Raw genomic sequence first — 24,678 nt, forward strand, 5'->3', positions numbered from 1 at the left:
CTTTCTTAATTATTTTTGTTAACAAAAGGCATCCCGAAAGCTTTCAACAAAGCATAGCTCTCTTCATCGGTCTTAGCAGTAGTGACAAAAGTGATGTCCATACCTGAGATCTTGTTCACTTTTTCAATACTGATTTCAGGGAAAATGATTTGCTCAGTCACGCCAAGTGTATAATTACCTCTGCCGTCAAAACCTTTATCACTGATTCCTTTGAAATCCCTTACACGAGGAAGGGCAACTGTCATCAACCTGTCAAGGAATTCGTACATTTTGTCTCCCCTTAAGGTTACTTTAGCACCGATTGGCATTCCCTCTCTCAACTTGAAGTTGGATACAGAGTTTTTAGCGATGGTAGCAACAGCCTTCTGGCCTGCGATCAAAGTAAGTTCTTCAACACCATGATCCACCAACTTCTTGTCTGCAACAGCGGCTCCAATACCTTTATTGATCACAATTTTGGTCAATTTAGGAACTTGCATGACAGACTTATACTGAAATTTCTCCTTTAAAGCAGGAACAATTTCTGCATTATATCTTTCTTTAACTCTAGGTTTAGCCATTGATCACCTCCCCTGTTTTCTTAGAATACCTAACTAATTTTCCGTTTTCACCAAGTTTTCTACCTGTTCTTGTAGCTTCTCCTGTTTTAGGATCAACCAACATCAGGTTACTGACATGGATAGCGGCTTCTTTCTTCTCAATACCACCTTGAGGATTGGCTGCAGTAGGTTTCACATGCTTTGTAACCATGTTAAGACCTTCCACCACAGCTCTTCTTTTCTCAAGATTTACAGAAAGGACTTTGCCTGTTTTGCCTTTGTCATCACCTGACAATACCTTCACAGTATCACCGGTTTTGATATGCAATTTTGGTTGCTTATTGAATTTTCTTTCCATGATTACAATACTTCTGGGGCCAAAGACACAATTTTCATAAACTGCTTCTCCCTCAATTCTCTGGCAACAGGTCCGAAGATACGGGTACCTCTTGGCTCATCATTGTTATTAAGAAGAACGGCAGCATTATCTTCAAAACGGATGTAAGAACCGTCTTTTCTTCTAATTTCTTTCTTCGTTCTCACGATCACCGCTTTGGAAACGGTACCTTTTTTCATATTGCTGGAAGAAAGAGCTGACTTTACAGTCACTACGACTTTATCTCCGATGGAAGCATATCTTTTTTTGGTTCCACCCAAAACGCGGATCACAAGTACTTCTTTAGCACCTGAATTGTCCGCTACGCCTAATCTTGATTCTTGTTGTATCATGATTACTTAGCCCTTTCTATAATTTCTACTAATCTCCAACGCTTGTTCTTACTCAGCGGACGAGTTTCGCTAATACGGACGATATCGCCCTCATGTGCATCATTTTTCTCGTCATGAACCATAAATTTGGTAGTCTTGGCAACAAACTTACCGTAGATAGGGTGTTTCTCCATTCTTTCCACGGCAACTGTAATGGACTTATCCATTTTGTTGCTGACTACTTTTCCTATTCTTTCTTTACGAAGATTTCTCTCAGTAGTAGCCATTGTCTTTGTTATTTAGCTAATTGTTTTGCTCTCAAGATCGTCTTCAATCTAGCGATGAAACGTCTTGATTCCTTGATTTTATTAGGATTCTCAATTGGAGAGATAGCATGAGCAAATTTCAACTTAGTCAAGTTTTGTTGCTCAGCGGCTATACGCTCTGCGATTTCACTTTCGGAAAGTGATCTGATATCTGCGTTTTTCATAGTCTTAATTATCCAACGTAATCTCTACGTACTACGAATTTTGTGCTAACTGGAAGTTTTTGCTGAGCCAATCTCAAAGCTTCAGTTGCTACTTCAAGGCTTACGCCGGTAGCTTCAAAAAGAATTGTTCCTGGCTTAATTACTGCTACCCAATACTCTGGGGCACCTTTACCTTTACCCATACGAACCTCAGCAGGTTTCTTGGTGATAGGTTTGTCAGGGAAGATTCTGATCCATACCTGACCTTCTCTTTTCATTGCTCTCGTCATCGCAATACGGGCTGCTTCAATTTGACGGGAGGTTATCCATCCAGCTTCAAGGGATTTGATACCAAAGTTACCAAAAGAGAGCGTGTGTCCTCTTTGGGCAAGTCCTTTGACTCTTCCCTTATGCATTTTTCTATATTTAGTTCTTTTCGGCTGTAACATGATTTCTCACTTAAAGGTGAAAATTAGTTATTTCTCTTTCTTCTTTTTGGACCACCTTCTTTTCTCTTACCTCTGGCTGCAGGAGCTTTAGGTTCGTTAAGGACTGCACCTACATTTGGAGAAAGATCTCTCTTTCCGTACACTTCACCTTTGAAGATCCAAACTTTGATACCAATGATACCATATACAGTATTGGCTTCGGATACAGCATAATCGATGTCCGCTCTCAAAGTATGCAAAGGAATTCTACCTTCCTTGTACATCTCTGATCTTGCCATTTCAGCACCACCCAATCGACCGGAAAGTTTCACTTTGATACCTTCTGCACCGACTCTGATAGCAGCAGCAATAGCTTGCTTCATGGCTCTTCTGAAAGAAATACGGGCTTGAAGCTGTTGAGCGATAGACTCACCAACCAATTTGGCATCCAGTTCTGGACGCTTAATTTCAAAAATGTTGATTTGAACATCTTTGTTGGTAAGTTTTTTCAACTCCTCTTTCAATTTGTCTACTTCAGCACCGCCTTTACCAATGACTACTCCTGGACGTGCAGTATGGATAGTAAGGGTAATTCTCTTCAAAGTTCTTTCGATGATAACTTTGGAGATTCCTCCTTTAGGGATCCTGGCGTTGACGTATTTTCTGATCTGCTGATCTTCATACAGTTTATCAGCAAAATCTTTGCCTCCGTACCAGTTGGATTCCCATCCCTTGATCACTCCAAGCCTAAAACCAATTGGGTTAATCTTTTGTCCCATAGTCTGATTTTAATTAGATTTTTCAGTTGTTTCTACTTCATCAGCGGTAACTCCTCCATTGTAGGCATCTACAACAAGGGTTACATGATTTGATCTTTTACGAATTCTATGCGCTCTACCTTGAGGTGCAGGTCTCAATCTTTTCAAGGTACGACCAGCGTCCACAAAGATTGTTTTTACGTATAAATCTGCATCTTCAAGTTTCGCATCAGGATTTTTTGCCTGCCAATTGGCTACAGCAGAAAGCAGAAGTTTTTCCAATTTAATGGATCCGTGGTTAGGGGTAAACTTCAAAATGCTCAATGCCTGGCCTACTCTTTTACCTCTCACGAGGTCAGCTACCAACCGCATTTTGCGGGGAGAAGTAGGAACATTTCTTAATCTTGCTATTGCTTCCATGATTATCTCTTTCCTTTATCTTTTTTGGCAATATGACCTCTAAAGTTTCTGGTAGGTGCAAATTCTCCTAGCTTATGACCAACCATATTGTCTGTTACAAACACAGGGATAAATTTATTTCCGTTATGCACAGCGAAGGTATGGCCTACGAAATCCGGGGAGATCATAGATCTTCTGGACCAAGTTTTGATCACAGACTTCTTTCCGGATTCGTTCATTGCATCCACTTTTTTGGCCAAGTGATGTTCTATATAAGGACCTTTTTTTAATGAACGTGCCATGATTATTTGGTTCTTTTACTGATAATGAATTTGTTAGAATACTTTTTAGGAGATCTGGTTTTCTTACCTTTAGCAAGCAAACCTTTTCTTGATCTTGGATGACCACCGGAGGAACGGCCCTCACCACCACCCATTGGGTGATCTACTGGGTTCATGGCTACACCTCTGGTTCTTGGTCTTCTACCCAACCAACGGTTCCTACCAGCTTTTCCTAAAACCACATTCATGTGATCAGCATTGGATACAGTACCTACAGTAGCCATGCAAGAACCTAAAATCATTCTCATCTCACCTGAAGGAAGTTTTACAGTAACGTATTTTCCTTCTCTTGCTACTACTTGAGCGTATCCACCCGCACTTCTGGCCAATGCTCCACCTTTTCCAGGCTTAAGCTCAATGTTATGAACGATGGTACCCAATGGGATATTTACCAACATCATCGCATTACCTACTTCTGGAGCAACGCTCTCTCCGGAAATCACCGTCTGACCGACTTGCAGACCTTCCGGAGCGATAATGTAGGCTTTTGCACCATCTACATAGTACAACAAAGCAATACGTGCAGTTCTGTTTGGATCGTATTCAATAGATTTAACTACAGCCGGAACACCAAACTTATCTCTCTTAAAATCAACGATTCTAAGTCTTTGCTTGTGACCACCCCCGATGTATCGAGCGGTCATTTTACCTACATTATTTCTACCACCTGTTTTCTTTTTAGGAGCCACAAGAGATTTTTCAGGCTTTGATGCAGTAATCTCATCAAATGCCGGAGCTACTCTGAATCTGGTTCCTGGGGTTACAGGTTTTAATTTTTTAACTGCCATGATTCTGATTCAATTAAATTTCTCCGTAAAAATCAATAATTTCACCCTCGGCTACCTTCACAATGGCTTTCTTGTAAGCATTGGTATAACCGGATACGATTCTTGTCTTGGTGTATCTTGTCTTAGGCTTTCCTGCATACCTCATGGTACGCACGTCTTCTACCTTCACACCATACATTTTTTCTACGGCTTTTTTGATTTCCGGCTTGGAAGCAGTTTTTTCAACTACAAATCCATAAACGCCTTTTTCGTTCATTGCAGAAATCTTTTCCGTGATCAAAGGTTTCTTTAGTATTTGCATCGTCTTACTTCAATAATAGGGTTTCTAATTTGCTTACTGAACCTTCACACAATACCAAATTGTCAGCATGTAACACTTCATAAGTATTAACGCTGTCTACAGTGACCACCTTTGCTTTAGGAAGGTTTCTGCTGGAAAGCAACACGTTTTTATTTGTTTCAGGAAGTACCAAAAGGGTCTTCTTATCTCCCAAAGACAATCCGTTCAACAAAGCCAAATAGTTCTTGGTTTTTGGCGTATCGAAAGATACATCTTCCAACACCATCAAACTGTTTTCCTTCACTTTGTAGGTAAGGGCTGACTTTCTTGCCAATTGCTTTAATTTCTTGTTCAGTTTGAAGGAATAGTCTCTTGGCTTAGGACCAAATACCCTACCTCCACCTCTGAACAATGGGGATTTCAAAGAACCAGCTCTGGCACCACCGGTACCTTTTTGCTTTTTGATTTTTTTGGTAGAACCAGCTACTTCGTTTCTCTCTTTAGACTTGTGAGTTCCTTGTCTCTGGTTAGCCAAATATTGTTTTACATCCAGGTAGATAGCGTGATCGTTAGGCTCGATCGCAAAGATCTCATCAGAAAGAGAAACTTTTCTACCGGTTTCTTCGCCATTATGTTTTAATACTGCTAATTCCATTTTCTTACTTCTCTAGAATAACGAAAGAATTTTTTGGACCAGGAACAGAACCGCTCACAAGTAGAAGGTTCTTCTCAGGATAAATTTTAAGGACTTTCAGGTTTACCACCTTTACCCTGTCACCACCTGTTCTACCAGCCATTCTCATGCCTTTGAATACGCGTGATGGCCAAGAACAAGCACCGATTGAACCAGGGTGTCTCTGTCTGTTGTGCTGACCGTGGGTCTGACCACCAACACCACCGAAACCATGTCTTTTTACAACACCTTGGAAACCTTTACCTTTTGAAGTACCGATAGCATCTACGAAGTCACCTTCAACGAATACTTCTTCAGCTTTAATGGTGTTGCCAAGATTAACCTGACCTTCGAATTCGACCCTAAAGTCTCTGAATTCAACAACTTTCTGCTTTGGCGTGGTGCCGGCCTTTTTAAAATGACCGATCAATGGCTTAGGAGTGTTTTTCTCCTTACGCTCACCAAATGCCAACTGAACAGCGTTGTACCCGTCTGTTTCAACATTTTTTACTTGCGTCACTACGCAAGGACCAGCTTCTATTAGCGTGCATGCGACATTACGTCCATCGGCACTGAAAATGCTAGTCATTCCTACTTTTTTACCTATTATTCCAGACATCTTCTGTTATATAATAAACTTGAAACCCAAGCGCTTACACACATGGGCGCTTTTTAAGGACTGCAAAGTTAGAAATTAAATTTCACCTTACAAACTCCAACTTTAATATTTTCAATTATTTACAAAAATAAATTTGGCGCAATCCCATTTTTAATAGGAATTGGCATTATTTATTCGCTAGCTCAGGAATGGACAAAAGAAAAACCCATCCGCTTCGGCGGACAGGTTTTTTCTTCATATTAAATGGCAATCTGTCAGACCTTGATCTCTACATCGACCCCGCTTGGAAGCTCGATTTTCATCAGAGCATCCACAGTTTTAGAGCTGTTGCTGTAGATATCGACCAGCCTTTTGTAAGTACAAAGCTGATACTGATCTCTTGCTTTTTTGTTTACGTGAGGAGATTTCAATACTGTGAACTTTTCCTTTTTGGTTGGCAAAGGAATTGGCCCAACTACGATAGCTCCGGTAGCTTTTACCGCTTTTACGATCTTTTCTGATGACTTATCCACCAGGGTGTGATCGTAGGATTTCAATTTTATTCTGATTTTCTGATTCATTTTCTTTCAGGATTTAGGCTTTTTCACCTTTTACTTTCGCGATAACGGTCTCTGCGATGTTGGCAGGTACCGGCTCATAGTGAGAGAACGTCAAAGAAGCAGTAGCTCTACCGGAAGAAATTGTTCTAAGGTCAGTAACATAACCGAACAATTCTGACAAAGGAACAGCCGCTTTGATTACAGTAGAAGTACCTTTGGTATCCATACCTTTCATCAAACCTCTTCTTCTGTTCAAATCACCTGTGATAGGACCTGTATATTCGTCAGGGGTTACCACGTCTACTGCCATGATTGGCTCCAAAAGCTGTGGTTTACACTTCTTGGCTGCTTCTTTGAAACCAAGTCTTGCAGCCATTTCAAATGACAGTGCATCGGAGTCCACATCATGGTAAGAACCATGGAACAATTTCACCTTCATGGATTCAATTGGGTACCCTGCCAAAGGACCATTTTTCATAGCCTCTTGGAAACCTTTCTGCACAGGCGGAATAAATTCCTTAGGGATCACACCACCTACGATGGCGTTAACAAACTCAAGACCTGGCTTGATTTCACCTGTTTCAGGATCTGGATCTCTTGGTCCTAGTTCGAATACGATATCAGCGAATTTACCTTTACCACCCGTCTGCTTTTTGTAAACTTCTTTGTGCTCAACTGTAGCAAAAAGCGCTTCTTTGTAAGCCACCTGAGGCGCACCTTGGTTGATTTCAACCTTAAATTCACGCTTCAAACGGTCAATGATGATTTCAAGGTGAAGTTCACCCATACCTCTCAAGATGGTCTGACCAGTCTCGTGATCAGTATTTACCTGAAGGGTTGGATCTTCTTCAACAAGCTTAGAAATTGCCATACTAAGCTTATCAACGTCTGCCTGAGTCTTAGGCTCAATCGCATAACCGATTACTGGCTCAGGGAATACCATGGATTCCATGACGACTTTACGTTTTTCATCGCAAAGCGTGTCACCGGTTTTGATATCTTTGAAACCGACCACGGCGCCGATATCGCCAGCTTCCAATCTTTCGATTTGGTTTTGCTTGTTAGCGTGCATCTGGAACACCCTAGAGATACGCTCTTTGTTGCCAGAACGGCTATTGAACACATACGAGCCGGATTCCAATACGCCAGAGTAGGCCCTTACAAAACAAAGACGACCAACAAATGGGTCAGTAGCGATTTTGAAAGCCAATCCTACGAAAGGATCATTGAAATTAGGCTCGATCAATATCTCTTCTTCTGTGTCAAGTTTGGTAGCATACAGATCTGCTTTGTCCAATGGAGATGGCAACAGTTCCATCACCAAGTCCAACATGGTCTGTACACCTTTGTTTTTGAAAGAAGAACCGCAAACCATTGGAACAATTTTCATGTCAATAGTAGCAGCACGTAATGCCTTGAGGATTTCAGCTTCTGTGATGGAATCTGGATCTTCGAAGAATTTCTCCATCAAAGACTCATCATACTCGGCTACAGCTTCCAAAAGGTGCTCTCTCCACTGTGCCACTTCTTCCTCCATGTCCTCAGGAATTGGAACTACTTCATAGGTCATTCCAAGGTCATGCTCATTCCATACGATAGCCCTGTTGTTGATCAGATCAACAACACCTTTGAATTTGTCTTCGGCACCGATAGGAAGCTGCAAAGGAACAGCATAGCTTCCCAACATTTCTTTCACTTGCTTACAAACATCAAGGAAGTTAGCACCAGCACGGTCCATTTTGTTAACGAATCCGATACGGGCTACTCTATAGTTATCAGCCAATCTCCAGTTAGTTTCAGACTGTGGCTCTACACCGTCCACAGCACTGAAAAGGAATACCAATCCGTCCAATACCCTCAAAGAACGGTTAACCTCTACGGTAAAGTCCACGTGTCCAGGAGTATCGATGATATTGATCTGGTATTTGTTGTTTCTGTAATTCCAAAAAACTGTAGTAGCAGCGGAAGTAATTGTAATACCTCTTTCCTGCTCCTGCTCCATCCAGTCCATGGTAGCGCCACCTTCGTGAACCTCACCGATTTTGTGAGATTTACCGGCATAATAAAGAATACGTTCTGTGGTAGTTGTTTTACCTGCATCAATGTGTGCAGCAATACCAATGTTCCTAGTGAATCTTAAATCTCTTGCCATTACTGATTAAAATCTAAAGTGTGAGAATGCTTTGTTTGCTTCAGCCATTCTGTGGGTATCATCTTTCTTTTTAACAGCTGCGCCTTCTCCTTTGGATGCGGAGATGATTTCACCTGCAAGTCTATCCATCATGGTCTTCTCACCCCTTTTTCTGGCATAAGTAATCATCCACTTGATACCTAGGGACATTTTTCTTTCAGGTCTAACTTCCATTGGGACCTGGAACGTTGCACCACCAACCCTACGACTCTTCACCTCTACGGATGGAGTAATATTGTTAAGCGCTTTTTTCCAAACCTCAAGACCGTTCTCACCTACTTTTTGTTCTACCTTCTCGATTGCATCGTAGAAGATTTTGTAAGCAATACTCTTCTTACCATCTACCATCAGACAGTTAACGAACTTGGTTACCAAAGTATCGTTGAACTTAGGGTCAGGAAGAATATATCTCTTCTTTGGTTTCGCTTTTCTCATTTCTTTGTAATGTTTTTAATTATTTCTTTTTACCTGGTGCAGCAGCTGCTCCTGGTTTTGGTCTCTTAGCACCGTACTTAGAGCGACCTTGCTTACGGTCTTTTACTCCTGCAGTATCAAGTGCACCTCTGATAATGTGGTAACGTACACCTGGAAGGTCCTTCACACGACCACCTCTGATCAATACGATAGAGTGCTCCTGTAGATTGTGACCCTCACCTGGAATGTAAGCGTTCACCTCTTTACCATTCGTCAATCTTACCCTGGCCACTTTTCTCATCGCTGAGTTAGGCTTCTTAGGGGTGGTAGTGTACACCCTGGTACATACACCACGTCTTTGAGGACATGCATCCAAAGCTCTTGACTTGGATTTGGTCTCCAATGTGGTTCTACCTTTTCTTACTAACTGTTGTATAGTAGGCATTAACTGATAGATTTATAAATACTTCCTTTAAACTTGTGAATTTTGGACTGCAAAGGTAGGGAAATCGATAAAACAAACAAAATTAAGCTGTTGTATTTTATTGAATATATTGTTGTCGAAAAAAAAAGTTAGAAATATTTTGAAAATCAAAGAAAAAAATAGTTTTAACTATCATTCTAAGCATCGATGAGTTGAAAGGTAACGGTGAAAAATCTACCGGAAAAAGATTGTTACTAAAAAAACAACATTTTATGAAAAATTTAATCTTATTTGGCCTGCTAACATTTTCTCTATGGGTCTCAATCCCATTAATTTCACAAGCAGGTTGTACTGCAACTAGGTATTGCGGCAGTGCCGGTTCACTTTCATGCAATGGTACATCTTGTACTGGATCTAGGCCTGAGGTATCAAATCCTTGGGTAAAATGTGATGGGGTTACAAGTTATTGTTATGGTCAACCAACTCCATAATTATCATTAAATAATCTGCCTTGAAATTTTCAAGGCAGATTACAAAAAATCAATTGTTTATGATCAAATTTATTAGTCATCTGACTATATTATTATTTATTTTAGGATGTTCAAAAGTTCAAACTGAAAAAATTCAATTATTACCCACAGAAAAATTTTCAGACTATGATCTTGATTACTTCCTCTCCTCACTCAGTTCGATTGAGTTTGTCAATGATACCTTCTATATAACTGAATATGACTATAGCAGATTATTAATTTTAAATAGAGACTTTTCGAAATACCTAATAATTGATGATTCGAACGAGGATTCTGGGGTAAGCTATCCTACATTTTCAATCCCTATTGACAACAAAATAGCTGTCTACAATTCAGGCAAACAAAGAATAGATTTTTACACCAATGAAGGGAAATTTATTGAAAATTTATCTTTAAAGGTGAATTCTGAGCTTTTGAATTTTACTCAGCTAGACAATAAATTAGTCTACTCAATTTTACTAGATGATCTTCAAGGTCAATTTATTATCCATGATCAATACTCACATGAAATAAAAAGGTTTGGAGAATTAACCAACGTTTCATTCAACAAATTTCAAGAAATTTATAACAGCAAAGGTTATATTTTCCCTTTAAAAAAGGGGTTCATTACGGTTTTACCTACAACAGGTGAAATAACAATTTATGATTCAGATTTAAACTTATCCTATAGTACAAACATTTTAGAGGAAATAAATTTGAAATCTGTCAAGGAAAATATTTACAATTTTTACAAAACGACAACAAACAGCACCATCGATATTGTTTCAGATTGTAAATTCTATGATGACAAATTATTCATATTAATTTACAACAGAAAACCAGAGGAGAGACCTAATCCAAGGCAAATTATTGTTTTCAATATTCATCAAAATGAAAAGATAAGATTAGAAACAATTTATACTATCGGTGAGATAAACAGCTACTATTCAAAAATATGCATAATTCCACCCGACAAAATTGCAGCATTTGAATTGCAGACTAGCGACATTCATATTTTTGAACTGAAATAAAGTGAGGCATAGATTATGCCTCACCAAAGCCCCCACCAAAATTCATTGGGAAATTTGGACCTTCCATACCACCCTGAATCTTACCAAAAGACTGCTCATATTTTGCAATATTGTCTTTTAAGGCCGCCAAAAGCCTCTTGGCATGATCAGGGGTCATGATAATTCTGGACTTTACTTTCGCCTTAGGCACTCCCGGCATCAAGCGGATAAAATCAATGACAAATTCCGAATTGGAATGGGCAATCATAGCCAAATTGGAATATATACCTTCAGATACCTCCTCGGATAATTCCACATTAATCTGCTGATTTTGAAGATTATTGTTTCCGTCTTCCATAAAATTTTGATTAAAAAAGGCCTGTATTTGATTACAGGCCTTTTAGGTTTACAAATGATCTTTGATTATTTAACAGCCTCTTTGGACTTTCTGATCGACCTGTCTTTTTCTAAAGACATTTTATCATATTCCTCCTTAGAGCCTACAATTATTTTTTGGAACTTCCTTTGTCCGGTACCTGCAGGGATCAAGTGACCTACGATCACGTTTTCCTTCAGACCCAACAACTCGTCACGCTTACCTCTGATGGCAGCTTCACTCAAGACCTTGGTAGTCTCCTGGAAGGAAGCTGCAGAAATAAAGCTTTCAGTTCCCAAAGAAGCGGCAGTAATACCTTGTAGTGTTGGCTGGGAAACGGCTGTCTCGGCATCTCTTACCTGAACAAGTTTCAAATCTTTACGCTTCAGACTGGAGTTCTCGTCTCTAAGCCTTCTTGCGGTAATGATCATACCTGGCTTCAAAGTAGTAGAATCGCCTGCGTCCATGACAACTTTCTTATCAAGGATATTGTCGTTTTCTTCTCTGAACGCCCACTTATCTACAATTTGTCCCTGAAGGAAGTTGGTATCTCCTGGCTCAAGGATTTCAACCTTCTGCATCATCTGGCTTACGATCACCTCGATATGCTTATCGTTGATTTTTACACCCTGAAGTCGGTAAACTTCCTGTATTTCATTCACCAAATATTCCTGAACAGCAGTAGGTCCTTTGATAGCCAAGATATCGCTTGGAGTAATGGCACCATCTGAAAGCGGCTCACCCGCTCTGATGAAGTCATTCTCCTGAACAAGGATATGTTTGGAAAGAGAAACCATGTATCTTTTCTTTACACCATCTCTGGATTCGATGAAGATCTCCCTGTTACCACGCTTGATACCTCCATAAGTCACCACACCGTCGATTTCGGAAACTACAGCCGGGTTGGATGGGTTTCTGGCCTCAAACAATTCGGTAACCCTTGGAAGACCACCGGTGATATCTCTAGTCTTACCTACTGATCTAGGAATTTTCACAAGGATTTGACCAGCTTTCACTTTTTCACCTGCCTCTACAGCCAAGTGAGCACCTACAGGAATATTATAAGCTTTGGACTCATCTCCATAATTTACTACTACAGCAGGGTTTTTGGTTTTATCCTTGGTATCGATGATCACTTTCTCTCTGAAGCCTGTCTGATCATCGGCCACTTCTTTATAAGTAATGCCTTCAATGATTGCTTCAAACTCCACAGTTCCATCATACTCAGAAAGAATCACCGCATTGTATGGATCCCAAGTACACAAGGAATCTCCTTTGGATACTTTTTGTCCATCTTTTACATTCAGGACTGCACCATAAGGTACGTGGTTTGCCACCAAGGTCTTGCCTGATTTTGGATCGTTGATTCTGATTTCACCGGACCTGCCCATAACGATAGAAACAGCCTGACCTTCTTTGTTGGTAGTCTCTATCCATCTCAATTCCTCTTCAAATTCAACCACACCTTCAAACTTGGCGTTGATGCTCGCTTCAACGGAAATATTAGAAGCTGTACCCCCCACGTGGAATGTTCTCAATGTAAGCTGAGTACCTGGTTCCCCGATTGACTGGGCTGCGATTACACCAACGGCTTCGCCGGATTGAACCATTCTACCTGTTGCAAGGTTACGTCCATAACATTTCGCACAGACTCCTCTTCTAGTTTCACAGGTAAGAACTGAACGGATTTCCACCTCTTCTACAGAAGACTCGTCCACACGCTTTGCAATATCTTCTGTGATTTCTATACCTGCTGGGATGAGCAACTCTTCTGTTACAGGATCATAAACGTCGTGTACCGAAACTCTACCTAAAATTCTTTCGGATAAAGGTTCCACTACTTCATCATTATCTTTCAAAGCAGACACCACCAAACCTCTCAAAGTACCGCAATCTTCCTCAGAAATGATCATATCTTGGGCTACATCTACCAAACGACGGGTCAAATAACCGGCATCTGCCGTTTTCAACGCTGTATCCGCAAGACCTTTACGAGCACCGTGTGTAGAGATGAAGTACTCCAATACGTCAAGACCTTCTTTGAAGTTGGAAAGGATTGGGTTTTCGATGATCTCACCCACCGAACCTTGAAGGTTTTTCTGAGGCTTGGCCATCAGCCCCCTCATACCGCCCAACTGACGGATCTGCTCTCTGGAACCTCTCGCTCCGGAGTGCATCATCATGAAGATGGCATTGAAGCCTTGCTTGTCTTCCTCCATCTTCTTCATTAGGATATTGGTCAGGTTGGAATTCGTCCTGGTCCAAATATCAATTACCTGGTTATATCTTTCATTGTCCGTGATCAGACCCATCAAGTAGTTGTTCCATACCTGATCTACTTCTTCCTTGGCTTTAGTGATCAATTGATCTTTTTCCTCCGGAATGATAACGTCATTCAGACCCATGGAAAGTCCACCTTGATAAGCCATCTGGAAACCCAGATGCTTGATATCATCCAGGAACTGGGCAGTTCGGGCCACACCACATATTTTTACTACTTCAGAAATGATCTGCTGTAGTTTTTTCTTGGTTAACAATTCGTTTACAAATCCTACTTCTTCAGGGACGAACTGATTGAAAATCAACCTACCTGCTACAGTATCGATTATCTTTTCTTCCAAAGAACCATCTTCATTTCTGACCTTCACTTTACATTTGATCAGGGCATGCTTGGAGATTTGTCCTTCGTTCAGTGCGATAATCACTTCTTCTTCTCCGTAGAAAGTCATCCCTTCACCGGCAACCGGCTCCTCAGGAGTGGATTTTTTACCTTTTGTCACATAGTACAGACCCAAAACCATGTCTTGGGAAGGTACAGTAATAGGAGCGCCATTGGCAGGGTTAAGGATATTGTGTGAGGAAAGCATCAAAGTGGACGCCTCCAAAATAGCCTCGTGTCCAAGTGGTACGTGTACCGCCATCTGGTCACCATCAAAGTCAGCGTTGAACGCTGTACACACCAATGGATGCAATTGGATCGCTTTACCTTCGATCAGTTTAGGTTGGAATGCCTGAATACCCAATCTGTGCAATGTTGGGGCACGGTTAAGCAATACAGGATGTCCTTTCAATACGTTTTCCAGGATATCCCACACCACAGGATCTTTTCTATCGACGATTTTTTTGGCGGATTTAACTGTCTTTACAATACCTCTTTCGATCAGCTTCCTGATGATGAATGGTTTGAAAAGCTCAGCAGCCATATTTTTAGGGAGACCGCACTCATGCAGTTTCAGTTCAGGACCGACTACGATTACCGAACGACCGGAGTAGTCCACCCTTTTACCCAAAAGGTTTTGACGGAAACGACCCTGCTTACCTTTCAACATATCAGAAAGGGATTTAAGGGCACGGTTACCATCCGATCTTACCGCATTTACTTTTCTGGAGTTATCAAACAAAGAGTCAACTGCCTCTTGGAGCATCCTTTTTTCGTTTCTCAAAATCACCTCAGGCGCTTTGATATCGATCAATCTCTTCAGACGGTTGTTTCTGATGATTACTCTTCTGTATAAGTCATTTAGATCGGAAGTAGCAAATCTACCACCATCCAAAGGAACCAATGGTCTCAATTCCGGTGGAATCACAGGAACCATTCTGACCACCATCCACTCAGGACGGTTTTCAATTCTGGTTCTGGCATCCCTGAATGCTTCTACCACTTTCAGACGCTTCAAAGCTTCAGCTTTTCTTTGCTGAGAAGTATCGGTAGCAGCCTGATGTCTCAAGCTGTAGGAAAGGTCATCCAAATCCAATCTTGCCAAAAGCATTTCTACTGCTTCCGCACCCATTTTGGCAATGAACTTGTTTGGATCATCATCATCCAGCATCTGGTTATCCTTTGGAAGCTTGTCCATGATATCCAAATACTCATCTTCAGTCAAAAAGTCTAGATACTGAACCCCATCTTCTGCTTTGATACCAGCCTGAACCACCACATATCTTTCATAGTATACGATTTGATCCAGTTTCTTGGTAGGAAGACCAAGCAGGTAACCGATTTTGTTTGGGAGGGACTTAAAGTACCAGATATGCGCAACAGGAACAACCAGCTCGATGTGTCCCATACGTTCTCTTCTTACTTTCTTCTCAGTCACCTCAACACCACATCGGTCACAAATGATGCCTTTATATCTTATGCGCTTGTATTTACCACAATGACACTCCCAGTCTTTGACAGGTCCGAAAATCCTCTCACAGAACAATCCGCCCATTTCAGGCTTATAGGTTCTGTAGTTAATGGTTTCCGGCTGCGTTACTTCACCATGAGAGCTATCCAGAATTGATTCTGGAGAAGCCAAACTAATAGTGACTCTGGAAAAGTCGTTGTTTAGTTTTTTATTTTTTCTGAACGCCATAATTGTTGAAGGGTATGTTAAGGGCCTTACGGCCCATTCATTTAAAATTAGTCAAGGGTAATTTCTAGAGCAAGACCTCTAAGCTCATGCACCAATACATTGAAGGATTCCGGAATATTTGGTTTCGGAAGGTTTTCTCCTTTCACGATGGCCTCATAGGCTTTAGCCCTACCTACCACATCGTCAGATTTCACAGTCAGGATTTCCTGAAGTACATGGGATGCACCAAATGCTTCCAGTGCCCATACCTCCATCTCTCCAAAACGCTGACCACCGAATTGGGCTTTACCTCCCAATGGCTGCTGTGTAATCAATGAGTATGGACCGATGGACCTTGCGTGCATCTTGTCATCAACCAAGTGGCCCAGTTTCAACATGTAAGCAATACCTACTGTCACCGGCTGGTCAAACTTCTTACCGGTCAAACCATCATAAAGATACGTTCTTCCGTAAGCTGGCAAACCTGCTTCTTCCAATTCTGCTGATACCTCTTCCATAGTAGCACCATCGAAAATCGGAGTAGCGTATTTCCTACCCAGTTTAAATCCGGCCCAAGCCAACACTGTTTCATAGATCTGACCGATGTTCATCCTGGAAGGTACACCCAGCGGGTTCAAAACGATATCCATTGGAGTACCGTCTTCCAAGAATGGCATGTCTTCATCCCTTACGATTCTCGCCACAATACCTTTGTTACCGTGACGACCTGCCATCTTATCCCCTACTTTCAGTTTACGCTTTTTAGCGATATAAACCTTGGCCAGCTGAACAATACCTGCAGGTAATTCATCTCCAACTTCAAGTGTGAACTTGTCTCTCTTGAATCTTCCGGAGATTTCATTTCTTGCATTCACATAATTCTTAACCAATTGCTGGATAAGCTTGTTGGTATGTGCATCTTCTGTCCAATCATCCAAAATGATGTCCGAAATCAAGTTAGCCTCTTCAGGTACATTGTAGTTGGACTCATCCCTGTATGGGTTTTTGGATGGGAATAGGTTCTGCTCAATATTTTTAGCGTTGAACTTCACCCCTTTGCTGATGATTTCATCACCAAATTTGTGTTTTACTCCCTGAGAAGTCTTACCGTCCAGTAAAGTCACCAATTTGTTGATCATTTTGGCACGGATGCCCAGTAGATCTTTAGAGTACTGAGACTTCAACTTCTCAACCTCTGCTTTAGACTTCGCCCTTAGGTCTTTATCTTTTTTAGGCCTGGAGAACAATTTGGTTTCGATTACCACACCGTTCAAAGAAGGGGAAGCCTTAAGGGAAGCATCTTTTACATCTCCCGCCTTGTCACCGAAGATTGCCCTCAACAGCTTCTCTTCAGGAGTAGGGTCAGTTTCTCCTTTAGGAGTGATTTTACCGATAATGATGTCTCCTTCTTTTACCTCAGCACCCACTCGGATGATACCATTTTCATCCAGGTTTTTCACTGCTTCTTCAGATACGTTAGGGATTTCTGAAGTCAGTTCTTCTTCACCTCTCTTGGTATCCCTCACCTCAAGCTGGAATTCCTCAATATGGATGGAAGTGAAGATATCTTCTCTTACTACCCTTTCAGAAATTACAATGGCGTCCTCGAAGTTGTAACCTTGCCAAGGCATGTACGCAACTCTAAGGTTTTTACCCAAGGCAAGTTCACCTTTGTTTGTGGAATAACCTTCGACCAAAACCTGGCCTTTGGTTACCCTGTCACCTTTCAACACCAAAGGAGAAAGGTTGATCGTAGTATCTTGGTTGGTCCTTCTGAACTTGATCAGGTTATAAGTTTTGTACTGATCACTGAAATTCACCAACAATTCATCATCAGAAAGATCATATTTGATGGTAATCTTGTTGGCATCTACATATTCTACTACACCATCAGCTTCCGCAAGGATAAGTGCTCTGGAATCAGTCGCGGCTTTAGCTTCCAAACCAGTACCTACTATCGGAGCCTCAGGCCTCAACAATGGAACAGCCTGACGCTGCATGTTGGATCCCATCAATGCCCGGTTGGCATCATCATGCTCCAAGAAAGGAATCAAAGAAGCAGCTACCGATACAATCTGATTTGGCGCAACGTCCATGTAGCTGATTTCTTTAGGTTCCAAAACAGGGAAGTCACCTTCAAATCTAGCTTTTACCTTTTCGTTGATAAAGTTACCTTCATCGTCCAAAGGCGCATTTGCCTGTGCGATGTTATTGTCATCCTCTTCCTCAGCAGTAAGGAAAACAATATCAGAAGGATCCATACTTACTTTTCCGTCCTTTACTTTTCTGTAAGGAGTTTCCAAGAAGCCCATAGAGTTCACCTTGGCATGAACACAAAGTGAAGAGATCAGACCAATGTTTGGACCTTCCGGTGTTTCGATCGTACAAAGACGGCCGTAATGTGTGTAATGAACGTCCCTTACTTCAAATCCTGCCCTCTCTCTGGAAAGACCACCTGGTCCCAAGGCAGACAGCCTTCTCTTGTGCGTCAATTCAGCAAGAGGGTTGGTCTGATCCATAAACTGAGAAAGCTGATTGGTGCCAAAGAAGGAGTTGATCACAGAAGAAAGCGTACGGGCATTGATAAGGTCCACAGGTTTAAAGTCCTCATTGTCCCTGACGTTCATTCTTTCTCTGATGGTTCTTGCCATTCTTGCAAGACCGACACCGAATTGGCTGTAAAGTTGCTCACCTACTGTTCTTACCCTTCTGTTGGAAAGGTGATCGATATCATCCACTACCGCTTTCGAGTTGATCAAACCGATCAGATATTTCACGATACTGATAATATCTTCAGTAGTCAAAACGATTTTTTGAGGATCTATATCAAGACCCAATTTTTTATTGATCCTATATCTACCTACTTCACCCAGATCGTAACGCTTATCAGAGAAGAATAGGCCATGGATCACCTCACGGGCAGTAGCCTCATCGGGAGCCTCAGTATTTCTCAACTGACGATAGATTACCTCCACAGCTTCTTTTTCAGAGTTGGAGTTATCTTTTTGCAGGGTATTATAAATAATAGAGAAATCAGCCACATTCACATCTTCTCTATGGAGAATGATGGATTTAGTGCCTGAATCAAGGATCAATTCAATATCTTCATCTGTCAGAACGGAATCCCTTTCCAACAAAACTTCATTTCTATCAATAGAAACCACCTCTCCGGTATCCTCATCCACGAAATCTTCCACCCAGGTTCTTAATACACGGGCAGCAAGCCTTCTTCCGGATACTTTTTTGAGGTTGTTTTTGGTTGCCTCAATTTCTTCTGAAAGCCCGAATAGGTCCAGGATTTCTTTATCAGAACCAAATCCTATAGCTCTCAACAGGGTAGTAACCGGAAACTTCTTCTTACGGTCAATGTAAGCATACATGACATTGTTGATGTCAGTAGCAAATTCTATCCAGCTACCTTTGAAAGGAATAATTCTGGCAGAATATAACTTGGTACCGTTGGTGTGTTTACTTTGGGCAAAGAAAACACCAGGAGATCTGTGAAGTTGGGAAACGATTACCCTTTCAGCACCATTGATGACAAAGGAGCCTTTTTCCGTCATGTAAGGAAGGTTTCCTAAGAATACCTCCTGTTCGATGGTTTCAAAATCCTCATTGTCCTCATCATGACAAAGCAATCTTAGCTTTGCTTTTAGCGGCACCGAATAAGTCAATCCCCTGTCAATACATTCTTCTACGCTGTATTTTGGAGGATCTACTGTATAGTCAATAAATTCAAGGGTGAAATTTTCCCTGGAGTCAGAAATAGGGAAGTTTTCAGAAAACACCTTGAAAAGACCATCCTGTCTTCTTTTTTCAGCAGGAGTGTCCAACTGAAAAAAGTCTTTAAAAGATTGTAATTGGATATCTAAGAAATCCGGATAGTCTTTGACTACCTTTATTGATGAGAAACTTTTCCTTACGGTTTGATTCTGGATAGCCAAGGCAGTATATGTTTTTAGTGAAAATAAATAACCAAAAGCGACAATTTTCGCTTGAAATAGTGCAATTTTATACCTGAGCACAAACAGGAAAAGACCTGACTATTCAGTCAGGTCTGTTCGTATAACCATATCCTAAAGGAAGGATAGGTTATTCAAATTACTTAATTTCTACTTCAGCACCAGCTTCTTCAAGAGACTTCTTCAATGCGTCAGCCTCATCTTTAGCGATACCTTCTTTCACTGCTTTAGGAGCTCCATCAACTAGTTCTTTTGCTTCTTTCAAGCCAAGACCAGTCAATTCTTTAACAAGCTTCACAACAGCTAGTTTCTGAGCACCAGCAGATTTCAAAATTACGTCGAAAGAAGTTTTTTCTTCTTCAGCAGCAGCTTCACTAGCACCGGCTCCACCAGCAGCAGCTACCATTACGGCGCCAGCTGCAGCAGGCTCAATACCATACTGATCTTTAAGGATATCTGTCAATTCTTTAACTTCTTTTACAGTCAAGTTAACCAACTGTTCTGCAAGTTGTGTAAGATCTGCCATTTTATTTCTTATTTAATTTGTTTTTTGAATGATTTGATAAACTTATTTTTCTTCTCTGTCAGCAAGGGTCTTCAATACACCAGTGATGTTGTTTTGACCGCTTTGAAGAGCTGCCAGAAGGTTTTTAGCAGGGGACTGAAGCAATCCAAGTAGATCGCCAAGCAATTCCTGCTTAGATTTAAGCGTAGACAACATTTCAAGGTTCGCTTCACCAATGAAAACATCTGAATCGATGTAAGCACCTTTGAAAACCGGTCTATACTCTTTTTTACCTTGTTTTTTTCTGAAATCCAGCAATACTTTTGCTGGAAGGTTACCGATTTCTTTAGAGAAAATGATACCGGAGAATCCTTTCAAAGTTTTGTCTGCAAAACCTTTGTAGTCACCGTCAAGGGTCTCCAAAGCTTTCGCAATCAGGGTGTTTTTATACACTTTGTACTCTACACCTCTCTCGAAACATGTTCTTCTGAAAGCATTTACCTCAGCTACTGTGAATCCAGAAGCATCTGTGATATAGAAGTATGGATTTTCTTTGAACTTCTCGGTAAGACTTTCGATTATTTGTGCTTTTTCTTCTCTAGTCATGATTAAATACCTTGAATACTTCCTTTATCTACTTTCACTCCAGGAGACATTGTACTGGATAGGTGAATGCTCTTGAAATATGTACCTTTAGAAGAAGCAGGTTTCAACTTAGCGATAGTATTGATCAGTTCTTTTACGTTATCCTGAATTTGCTCAGGGGTAAAAGATACTTTACCAATACCTGCATGGATGATACCGAATTTATCAACTTTGAAGTCGATTTTACCGGCTTTCACCTCCTTAACTGCTTTACCTACTTCCAAAGTAACAGTTCCGGACTTAGGGTTTGGCATCAAACCTCTAGGACCCAAAACTCTACCTAGTCTACCAACTTTCGCCATTACATTAGGCATGGTGATGATCACATCGACATCTGTCCAACCGCCTTCAATTTTGGCAATATAATCGTCAAGACCCACATAGTCTGCACCAGCTTCCTTAGCTTCTTCTTCTTTGTCAGGTGTACAAAGTACCAATACCCTCACGTCCTTACCGGTACCATGAGGAAGTGCCACTACACCTCTCACCATTTGATCTGCTTTTCTAGGATCCACGCCCAAGCGTACATCGATGTCTACAGAAGCATCAAATTTTACATTGGTGATTTCTTTTACAATGGAAGAAGCTTCTTCTAGGGAGTACTGCTGGCTTGGGTCGTACTTAGAAAGAGCTTCTTTTTGCTTTTTTGTTAACTTAGCCATAGTATTTTGATTATTCCTCCCAAGGAGCTTTACCAGAAACAGTGATACCCATACTTCTTGCGGTACCTGCAATCATTTTCATGGCAGATTCCACTTTGAAAGCGTTCAAGTCAGGCATTTTAACCTGAGCAATCTCCCTTACCTGATCCCAGGTAACGGAACCTACTTTTTTCCTGTTAGGTTCTGCTGATCCACCTTTCACTTTCGCAGCTTCCAATAGCATGTTTGCAGCCGGAGGAGTTTTTACTACGAATTCGAAAGACTTATCAGAGAAAACAGTAATCAAAACAGGCAATACCTGTCCCATTTTATCTTGGGTACGGGCATTAAACTGCTTACAGAACTCCATAATGTTCAGACCCTTGGAACCAAGAGCTGGACCTACTGGAGGCGATGGGTTTGCCTGGCCACCTTTCACTTGTAATTTCACATAACCAGTGATTTCCTTAGCCATTTCTTAATCTTGTTTTTCTACTTGTATAAAGTTTAATTCAACAGGCGTATTCCGACCAAAGATCTTAACCATTACGTTCAGTTTCTTTTTGTCTTCAAACACCTCTTCTATTGTCCCCGAGAAACCACTAAAGGGACCGTCCATTACTTTTACGGTCTCTCCGACTATAAATGGCGTATCGAGTTTCTCCGCAAACTCATCAATCTCTTCAACACGACCTAAGATCCTGTTGACTTCAGACTGTCGTAATGGTTCAGGGGTTTTGGAAGCTCCCCCTTGGTTTGAACCTAAGAAACCGATCACACCCGGGATACTTGTAATTACGTGATTGGCCTCACCGTGGCTCAAATCCGCATTGACCAAAACATAGCCTGGGAAAAAATTTCTTTCCCTCACTCTTTTTTTGCCATTGCGCATTTCGTAAACCTTTTCGGATGGAATCAATACTTCAGGAATGTATTCCTGAAGCTTGGCCCTGACAATTTCATTGTCCAAGTAAGACTTGGTCTTCTTTTCTTGTCCAGCCACCACCCTAAGTACGTACCACTTATGTTCAGCCATCAGTAATTATAATTCGATTAGAACAGATCGTAAAACCACTTCATCAGATTCTCGAACCCAAGATCAATCACACCAATTACTAGTGCGAAGATCAGAGAAGCCACAATGACCAACACGGCACTGTTTTGTAAAAACGAATAAGAAGGCCAAGTAACCTTGTTCTTCATTTCGTCAATGGATTCGATGACAAAACTTTTAATATTCATGGTTCACTTCATTATTTGCACGGGCAGAGAGATTCGAACTCCCATCAACGGTTTTGGAGACCGCTATTCTGCCATTGAACTATGCCCGTAGAATATTTGGTTCCCAAAAGGAACGCAAAGGTAGCTAGATAAGGATTAAGAAACAAATGCGATCCCAAAAAAATCAGGATCGCATCTGGATTTATATGTATCTCAATGATTAGTCAAGAATTTCAGTTACCTGACCGGCACCTACTGTTCTACCACCCTCACGGATAGCGAAACGTAGACCTTTTTCCAAAGCAACTGCGTTCAACAAGGTCACTTCAATAGTTACGTTGTCACCTGGCATAACCATTTCCACATTCTCAGGAAGTTTGATTTCGCCAGTTACGTCAGTAGTTCTCAAATAGAACTGAGGACGGTACTTGTTGAAGAATGGAGTGTGACGTCCACCTTCTTCTTTAGACAATACGTAAACTTCAGCTTTGAAGTGTGCGTGAGGAGTTACAGAACCAGGCTTACAGATAATCATACCTCTTCTGATCTGAGACTTCTCGATACCTCTCAACAACAATCCAACGTTGTCACCAGCTTCACCTCTGTCAAGGATCTTACGGAACATTTCCACACCAGTAACAGTAGATTTCAAACCTTGAGCACCCATACCAATGATATCTACAGGATCACCAGAGTTGATGATACCTCTTTCGATTCTACCAGTAGCAACAGTACCACGTCCAGTGATAGAGAATACGTCTTCAACTGGCATCAAGAAATCTTTGTCGATCAAACGCTCAGGAAGCGGAATGTAGTTGTCAACAGCTTCCATCAATTTGATAACTGTTTCTTCCCACTTAGGCTCACCGTTAAGTGCACCAAGAGCAGAACCAGCAATCACTGGAATGTTGTCTCCATCAAACTCATAGAAAGAAAGCAGTTCTCTTACTTCCATTTCAACAAGTTCAAGAAGTTCAGGATCATCAACCATGTCCACTTTATTCAAGAACACTACAAGAGCAGGAACACCTACCTGACGGGCAAGAAGGATGTGCTCTCTAGTTTGTGGCATAGGTCCGTCAGTAGCAGCAACTACAAGGATAGCGCCGTCCATCTGAGCAGCACCTGTAACCATGTTCTTCACGTAGTCAGCGTGACCTGGACAGTCAACGTGGGCATAGTGTCTGTTAGCAGTTTGATACTCTACGTGAGAAGTGTTGATGGTGATACCTCTTTCTTTTTCTTCTGGAGCGTTGTCGATAGAAGAGAAATCTCTCATTTCAGAAAGACCTTGCTTAGCCAATACTGCAGTGATGGCAGCAGTCAAAGTAGTCTTTCCATGGTCTACGTGACCAATCGTACCGATATTTACGTGCGGTTTGGAACGGTCAAAGGTTGCTTTTGCCATGCGTGAAAATCCTCTGTTTTAGTTAAAGATATGATTTGTTTAAATTTTTCAAATGTTGAAGAGCCAACGACGGGATTTGAACCCGTGACCCCTTCCTTACCAAGGAAGTACTCTACCCCTGAGCTACGTCGGCTGATAACATTAATATGCTATAAAAAGCATAGAGCGGGAGACGAGGCTCGAACCCGCGACCTGCAGCTTGGAAGGCTGCCGCTCTACCAACTGAGCTACTCCCGCTTTTGAAACTCTATGTTATTGCCTTTTCAGACTTCATTCAAGTTTGTGGGGGAAACAGGATTCGAACCTGTGAAGACATAAGTCAACGGATTTACAGTCCGTCCCAGTTGGCCGCTTTGGTATTCCCCCAACTGATTTTTTGCCAAGAATTTGAAGCGCTAGCAGCTTTTAGTATTCTTAACGGATGGCAAAATTATACCCTTTTCGTAAACATTCAAAATTATGGTGAAAATTTTCATAGGATTTTTTTCAGGTCA

At 41.3% G+C, this 24,678-nt stretch carries 28 protein-coding genes and 4 tRNA genes; 1 reads left to right on the forward strand and 31 read right to left on the reverse strand.

What is annotated here, in order from left to right:
• Positions 1 to 5: 5 nt before the first annotated feature.
• The 17 genes from rplE to rpsL all read right to left on the reverse strand — a co-directional run bounded on the left by rplE (position 6) and on the right by rpsL (position 9,591).
• Positions 6 to 560 carry a 50S ribosomal protein L5 gene (gene rplE, locus BC751_RS00655; RefSeq protein WP_130273861.1) on the reverse strand — a complete coding sequence of 185 codons (555 nt, stop codon included), beginning with the start codon at positions 558 to 560 and terminating at the stop codon, positions 6 to 8.
• The gene (gene rplX / locus BC751_RS00660) at positions 553 to 897 is read right to left on the reverse strand and encodes a 50S ribosomal protein L24 (RefSeq protein ID WP_130273862.1); all 345 of its coding nucleotides are present in this window, start codon (positions 895 to 897) and stop codon (positions 553 to 555) included. Before rplX ends, rplE begins: the two co-directional genes overlap by 8 nt.
• 2 nt (positions 898 to 899) lie before the next feature.
• A complete protein-coding gene (gene rplN / locus BC751_RS00665; RefSeq protein ID WP_009183371.1) occupies positions 900 to 1,268 on the reverse strand; it encodes a 50S ribosomal protein L14 in 369 nt (122 codons plus the stop codon).
• A gap of 2 nt (positions 1,269 to 1,270) precedes the next feature.
• The gene (gene rpsQ, locus BC751_RS00670) at positions 1,271 to 1,534 is read right to left on the reverse strand and encodes a 30S ribosomal protein S17 (protein WP_130273863.1); all 264 of its coding nucleotides are present in this window, start codon (positions 1,532 to 1,534) and stop codon (positions 1,271 to 1,273) included.
• Between the two features lie 8 nt (positions 1,535 to 1,542).
• On the reverse strand, positions 1,543 to 1,737 hold the full coding sequence (gene rpmC, locus BC751_RS00675; RefSeq protein WP_130273864.1) for a 50S ribosomal protein L29: 195 nt from the start codon (positions 1,735 to 1,737) through the stop codon (positions 1,543 to 1,545).
• 8 nt (positions 1,738 to 1,745) lie between these two features.
• A complete protein-coding gene (rplP, locus tag BC751_RS00680) occupies positions 1,746 to 2,165 on the reverse strand; it encodes a 50S ribosomal protein L16 (RefSeq protein ID WP_106566636.1) in 420 nt (139 codons plus the stop codon).
• A gap of 23 nt (positions 2,166 to 2,188) precedes the next feature.
• Entirely contained in the window at positions 2,189 to 2,923 is a 735-nt protein-coding gene (rpsC, locus tag BC751_RS00685) for a 30S ribosomal protein S3 (RefSeq protein WP_130273865.1), read from the reverse strand.
• Positions 2,924 to 2,932: 9 nt separating this feature from the next.
• Positions 2,933 to 3,322 carry a 50S ribosomal protein L22 gene (gene rplV / locus BC751_RS00690; RefSeq protein WP_130273866.1) on the reverse strand — a complete coding sequence of 130 codons (390 nt, stop codon included), beginning with the start codon at positions 3,320 to 3,322 and terminating at the stop codon, positions 2,933 to 2,935.
• Positions 3,323 to 3,324: 2 nt separating this feature from the next.
• The gene (rpsS, locus tag BC751_RS00695) at positions 3,325 to 3,603 is read right to left on the reverse strand and encodes a 30S ribosomal protein S19 (protein ID WP_106566639.1); all 279 of its coding nucleotides are present in this window, start codon (positions 3,601 to 3,603) and stop codon (positions 3,325 to 3,327) included.
• A 2-nt stretch (positions 3,604 to 3,605) separates the two neighbouring features.
• Positions 3,606 to 4,430 carry a 50S ribosomal protein L2 gene (rplB, locus tag BC751_RS00700; RefSeq protein WP_130273867.1) on the reverse strand — a complete coding sequence of 275 codons (825 nt, stop codon included), beginning with the start codon at positions 4,428 to 4,430 and terminating at the stop codon, positions 3,606 to 3,608.
• A gap of 13 nt (positions 4,431 to 4,443) precedes the next feature.
• Complete coding sequence (rplW, locus tag BC751_RS00705; protein WP_130273868.1) at positions 4,444 to 4,731, reverse strand: 50S ribosomal protein L23; 288 nt, start codon at positions 4,729 to 4,731, stop codon at positions 4,444 to 4,446.
• Positions 4,732 to 4,735: 4 nt separating this feature from the next.
• Complete coding sequence (gene rplD, locus BC751_RS00710; RefSeq protein ID WP_130273869.1) at positions 4,736 to 5,365, reverse strand: 50S ribosomal protein L4; 630 nt, start codon at positions 5,363 to 5,365, stop codon at positions 4,736 to 4,738.
• 4 nt (positions 5,366 to 5,369) lie between these two features.
• Positions 5,370 to 6,002: a 50S ribosomal protein L3 gene (rplC, locus tag BC751_RS00715; protein ID WP_130273870.1), complete on the reverse strand. Its 633-nt coding sequence runs from the start codon at positions 6,000 to 6,002 to the stop codon at positions 5,370 to 5,372.
• A 254-nt stretch (positions 6,003 to 6,256) separates the two neighbouring features.
• A complete protein-coding gene (rpsJ, locus tag BC751_RS00720) occupies positions 6,257 to 6,562 on the reverse strand; it encodes a 30S ribosomal protein S10 (protein ID WP_106566644.1) in 306 nt (101 codons plus the stop codon).
• 13 nt (positions 6,563 to 6,575) lie between these two features.
• Entirely contained in the window at positions 6,576 to 8,693 is a 2,118-nt protein-coding gene (fusA, locus tag BC751_RS00725; protein WP_130273871.1) for an elongation factor G, read from the reverse strand.
• A 6-nt stretch (positions 8,694 to 8,699) separates the two neighbouring features.
• Positions 8,700 to 9,167: a 30S ribosomal protein S7 gene (gene rpsG, locus BC751_RS00730; protein ID WP_106566646.1), complete on the reverse strand. Its 468-nt coding sequence runs from the start codon at positions 9,165 to 9,167 to the stop codon at positions 8,700 to 8,702.
• A gap of 19 nt (positions 9,168 to 9,186) precedes the next feature.
• Entirely contained in the window at positions 9,187 to 9,591 is a 405-nt protein-coding gene (rpsL, locus tag BC751_RS00735) for a 30S ribosomal protein S12 (protein WP_106566647.1), read from the reverse strand.
• A gap of 529 nt (positions 9,592 to 10,120) precedes the next feature.
• Here rpsL and BC751_RS00740 point away from each other — a divergent pair.
• Positions 10,121 to 11,110, forward strand: coding sequence for a hypothetical protein (locus tag BC751_RS00740; protein ID WP_130273872.1), 990 nt, complete (start codon positions 10,121 to 10,123; stop codon positions 11,108 to 11,110).
• Positions 11,111 to 11,123: 13 nt separating this feature from the next.
• Here BC751_RS00740 and BC751_RS00745 read toward each other — a convergent pair whose 3' ends face one another.
• From BC751_RS00745 to BC751_RS00810, 14 genes are all read right to left on the reverse strand, one after another.
• On the reverse strand, positions 11,124 to 11,447 hold the full coding sequence (locus tag BC751_RS00745; RefSeq protein ID WP_130273873.1) for a DUF3467 domain-containing protein: 324 nt from the start codon (positions 11,445 to 11,447) through the stop codon (positions 11,124 to 11,126).
• Positions 11,448 to 11,512: 65 nt separating this feature from the next.
• Positions 11,513 to 15,823, reverse strand: a complete 4,311-nt coding sequence (rpoC, locus tag BC751_RS00750) for a DNA-directed RNA polymerase subunit beta' (protein WP_130273874.1) — start codon at positions 15,821 to 15,823, stop codon at positions 11,513 to 11,515.
• Between the two features lie 47 nt (positions 15,824 to 15,870).
• Positions 15,871 to 19,746, reverse strand: a complete 3,876-nt coding sequence (rpoB, locus tag BC751_RS00755) for a DNA-directed RNA polymerase subunit beta (protein WP_130273875.1) — start codon at positions 19,744 to 19,746, stop codon at positions 15,871 to 15,873.
• A 157-nt stretch (positions 19,747 to 19,903) separates the two neighbouring features.
• Positions 19,904 to 20,290 carry a 50S ribosomal protein L7/L12 gene (gene rplL, locus BC751_RS00760; protein WP_130273876.1) on the reverse strand — a complete coding sequence of 129 codons (387 nt, stop codon included), beginning with the start codon at positions 20,288 to 20,290 and terminating at the stop codon, positions 19,904 to 19,906.
• Between the two features lie 42 nt (positions 20,291 to 20,332).
• Positions 20,333 to 20,875, reverse strand: coding sequence for a 50S ribosomal protein L10 (rplJ, locus tag BC751_RS00765; RefSeq protein WP_130273877.1), 543 nt, complete (start codon positions 20,873 to 20,875; stop codon positions 20,333 to 20,335).
• Between the two features lie 2 nt (positions 20,876 to 20,877).
• On the reverse strand, positions 20,878 to 21,576 hold the full coding sequence (gene rplA / locus BC751_RS00770) for a 50S ribosomal protein L1 (RefSeq protein ID WP_130273878.1): 699 nt from the start codon (positions 21,574 to 21,576) through the stop codon (positions 20,878 to 20,880).
• A gap of 10 nt (positions 21,577 to 21,586) precedes the next feature.
• Complete coding sequence (gene rplK / locus BC751_RS00775) at positions 21,587 to 22,030, reverse strand: 50S ribosomal protein L11 (RefSeq protein ID WP_130273879.1); 444 nt, start codon at positions 22,028 to 22,030, stop codon at positions 21,587 to 21,589.
• A gap of 3 nt (positions 22,031 to 22,033) precedes the next feature.
• A complete protein-coding gene (gene nusG / locus BC751_RS00780; protein ID WP_106566656.1) occupies positions 22,034 to 22,591 on the reverse strand; it encodes a transcription termination/antitermination protein NusG in 558 nt (185 codons plus the stop codon).
• A gap of 17 nt (positions 22,592 to 22,608) precedes the next feature.
• The gene (gene secE, locus BC751_RS00785; RefSeq protein ID WP_130273880.1) at positions 22,609 to 22,797 is read right to left on the reverse strand and encodes a preprotein translocase subunit SecE; all 189 of its coding nucleotides are present in this window, start codon (positions 22,795 to 22,797) and stop codon (positions 22,609 to 22,611) included.
• A gap of 18 nt (positions 22,798 to 22,815) precedes the next feature.
• Positions 22,816 to 22,886 (reverse strand) — tRNA-Trp (locus tag BC751_RS00790).
• Positions 22,887 to 22,996: 110 nt separating this feature from the next.
• Positions 22,997 to 24,184 carry an elongation factor Tu gene (tuf, locus tag BC751_RS00795; protein WP_130273881.1) on the reverse strand — a complete coding sequence of 396 codons (1,188 nt, stop codon included), beginning with the start codon at positions 24,182 to 24,184 and terminating at the stop codon, positions 22,997 to 22,999.
• A 61-nt stretch (positions 24,185 to 24,245) separates the two neighbouring features.
• Positions 24,246 to 24,317 (reverse strand) — tRNA-Thr (locus BC751_RS00800).
• A 31-nt stretch (positions 24,318 to 24,348) separates the two neighbouring features.
• A tRNA-Gly gene (locus BC751_RS00805) sits at positions 24,349 to 24,421 on the reverse strand.
• Positions 24,422 to 24,467: 46 nt separating this feature from the next.
• A tRNA-Tyr gene (locus BC751_RS00810) sits at positions 24,468 to 24,550 on the reverse strand.
• Between the last annotated feature and the right edge of the window lie 128 nt (positions 24,551 to 24,678).

It is taken from the genome of Cecembia calidifontis (genome assembly GCF_004216715.1).
Lineage (GTDB): Bacteria > Bacteroidota > Bacteroidia > Cytophagales > Cyclobacteriaceae > Cecembia_A > Cecembia_A calidifontis.

What these genes read in the sequence shown, in the direction of transcription:
- rplP (WP_106566636.1), bottom strand. Translation starts at nt 2,165, where the DNA reads ATGTTACAGCCGAAAAGAACTAAATATAGAAAAATGCATAAGGGAAGA.
- rpmC (WP_130273864.1), bottom strand. Translation starts at nt 1,737, where the DNA reads ATGAAAAACGCAGATATCAGATCACTTTCCGAAAGTGAAATCGCAGAG.
- rpsC (WP_130273865.1), bottom strand. Translation starts at nt 2,923, where the DNA reads ATGGGACAAAAGATTAACCCAATTGGTTTTAGGCTTGGAGTGATCAAG.
- rplJ (WP_130273877.1), bottom strand. Translation starts at nt 20,875, where the DNA reads ATGACTAGAGAAGAAAAAGCACAAATAATCGAAAGTCTTACCGAGAAG.
- rplW (WP_130273868.1), bottom strand. Translation starts at nt 4,731, where the DNA reads ATGCAAATACTAAAGAAACCTTTGATCACGGAAAAGATTTCTGCAATG.
- rplD (WP_130273869.1), bottom strand. Translation starts at nt 5,365, where the DNA reads ATGGAATTAGCAGTATTAAAACATAATGGCGAAGAAACCGGTAGAAAA.
- nusG (WP_106566656.1), bottom strand. Translation starts at nt 22,591, where the DNA reads ATGGCTGAACATAAGTGGTACGTACTTAGGGTGGTGGCTGGACAAGAA.
- BC751_RS00740 (WP_130273872.1), top strand. Translation starts at nt 10,121, where the DNA reads ATGATCAAATTTATTAGTCATCTGACTATATTATTATTTATTTTAGGA.
- fusA (WP_130273871.1), bottom strand. Translation starts at nt 8,693, where the DNA reads ATGGCAAGAGATTTAAGATTCACTAGGAACATTGGTATTGCTGCACAC.
- rpsQ (WP_130273863.1), bottom strand. Translation starts at nt 1,534, where the DNA reads ATGGCTACTACTGAGAGAAATCTTCGTAAAGAAAGAATAGGAAAAGTA.
- tuf (WP_130273881.1), bottom strand. Translation starts at nt 24,184, where the DNA reads ATGGCAAAAGCAACCTTTGACCGTTCCAAACCGCACGTAAATATCGGT.
- rpsG (WP_106566646.1), bottom strand. Translation starts at nt 9,167, where the DNA reads ATGAGAAAAGCGAAACCAAAGAAGAGATATATTCTTCCTGACCCTAAG.
- rplL (WP_130273876.1), bottom strand. Translation starts at nt 20,290, where the DNA reads ATGGCAGATCTTACACAACTTGCAGAACAGTTGGTTAACTTGACTGTA.
- rpoC (WP_130273874.1), bottom strand. Translation starts at nt 15,823, where the DNA reads ATGGCGTTCAGAAAAAATAAAAAACTAAACAACGACTTTTCCAGAGTC.
- rplC (WP_130273870.1), bottom strand. Translation starts at nt 6,002, where the DNA reads ATGTCTGGAATAATAGGTAAAAAAGTAGGAATGACTAGCATTTTCAGT.
- rplK (WP_130273879.1), bottom strand. Translation starts at nt 22,030, where the DNA reads ATGGCTAAGGAAATCACTGGTTATGTGAAATTACAAGTGAAAGGTGGC.
- rplV (WP_130273866.1), bottom strand. Translation starts at nt 3,322, where the DNA reads ATGGAAGCAATAGCAAGATTAAGAAATGTTCCTACTTCTCCCCGCAAA.
- rpsS (WP_106566639.1), bottom strand. Translation starts at nt 3,603, where the DNA reads ATGGCACGTTCATTAAAAAAAGGTCCTTATATAGAACATCACTTGGCC.
- rpsJ (WP_106566644.1), bottom strand. Translation starts at nt 6,562, where the DNA reads ATGAATCAGAAAATCAGAATAAAATTGAAATCCTACGATCACACCCTG.
- secE (WP_130273880.1), bottom strand. Translation starts at nt 22,797, where the DNA reads ATGAATATTAAAAGTTTTGTCATCGAATCCATTGACGAAATGAAGAAC.
- rplN (WP_009183371.1), bottom strand. Translation starts at nt 1,268, where the DNA reads ATGATACAACAAGAATCAAGATTAGGCGTAGCGGACAATTCAGGTGCT.
- rplB (WP_130273867.1), bottom strand. Translation starts at nt 4,430, where the DNA reads ATGGCAGTTAAAAAATTAAAACCTGTAACCCCAGGAACCAGATTCAGA.
- rplA (WP_130273878.1), bottom strand. Translation starts at nt 21,576, where the DNA reads ATGGCTAAGTTAACAAAAAAGCAAAAAGAAGCTCTTTCTAAGTACGAC.
- BC751_RS00745 (WP_130273873.1), bottom strand. Translation starts at nt 11,447, where the DNA reads ATGGAAGACGGAAACAATAATCTTCAAAATCAGCAGATTAATGTGGAA.
- rplX (WP_130273862.1), bottom strand. Translation starts at nt 897, where the DNA reads ATGGAAAGAAAATTCAATAAGCAACCAAAATTGCATATCAAAACCGGT.
- rpsL (WP_106566647.1), bottom strand. Translation starts at nt 9,591, where the DNA reads ATGCCTACTATACAACAGTTAGTAAGAAAAGGTAGAACCACATTGGAG.
- rplE (WP_130273861.1), bottom strand. Translation starts at nt 560, where the DNA reads ATGGCTAAACCTAGAGTTAAAGAAAGATATAATGCAGAAATTGTTCCT.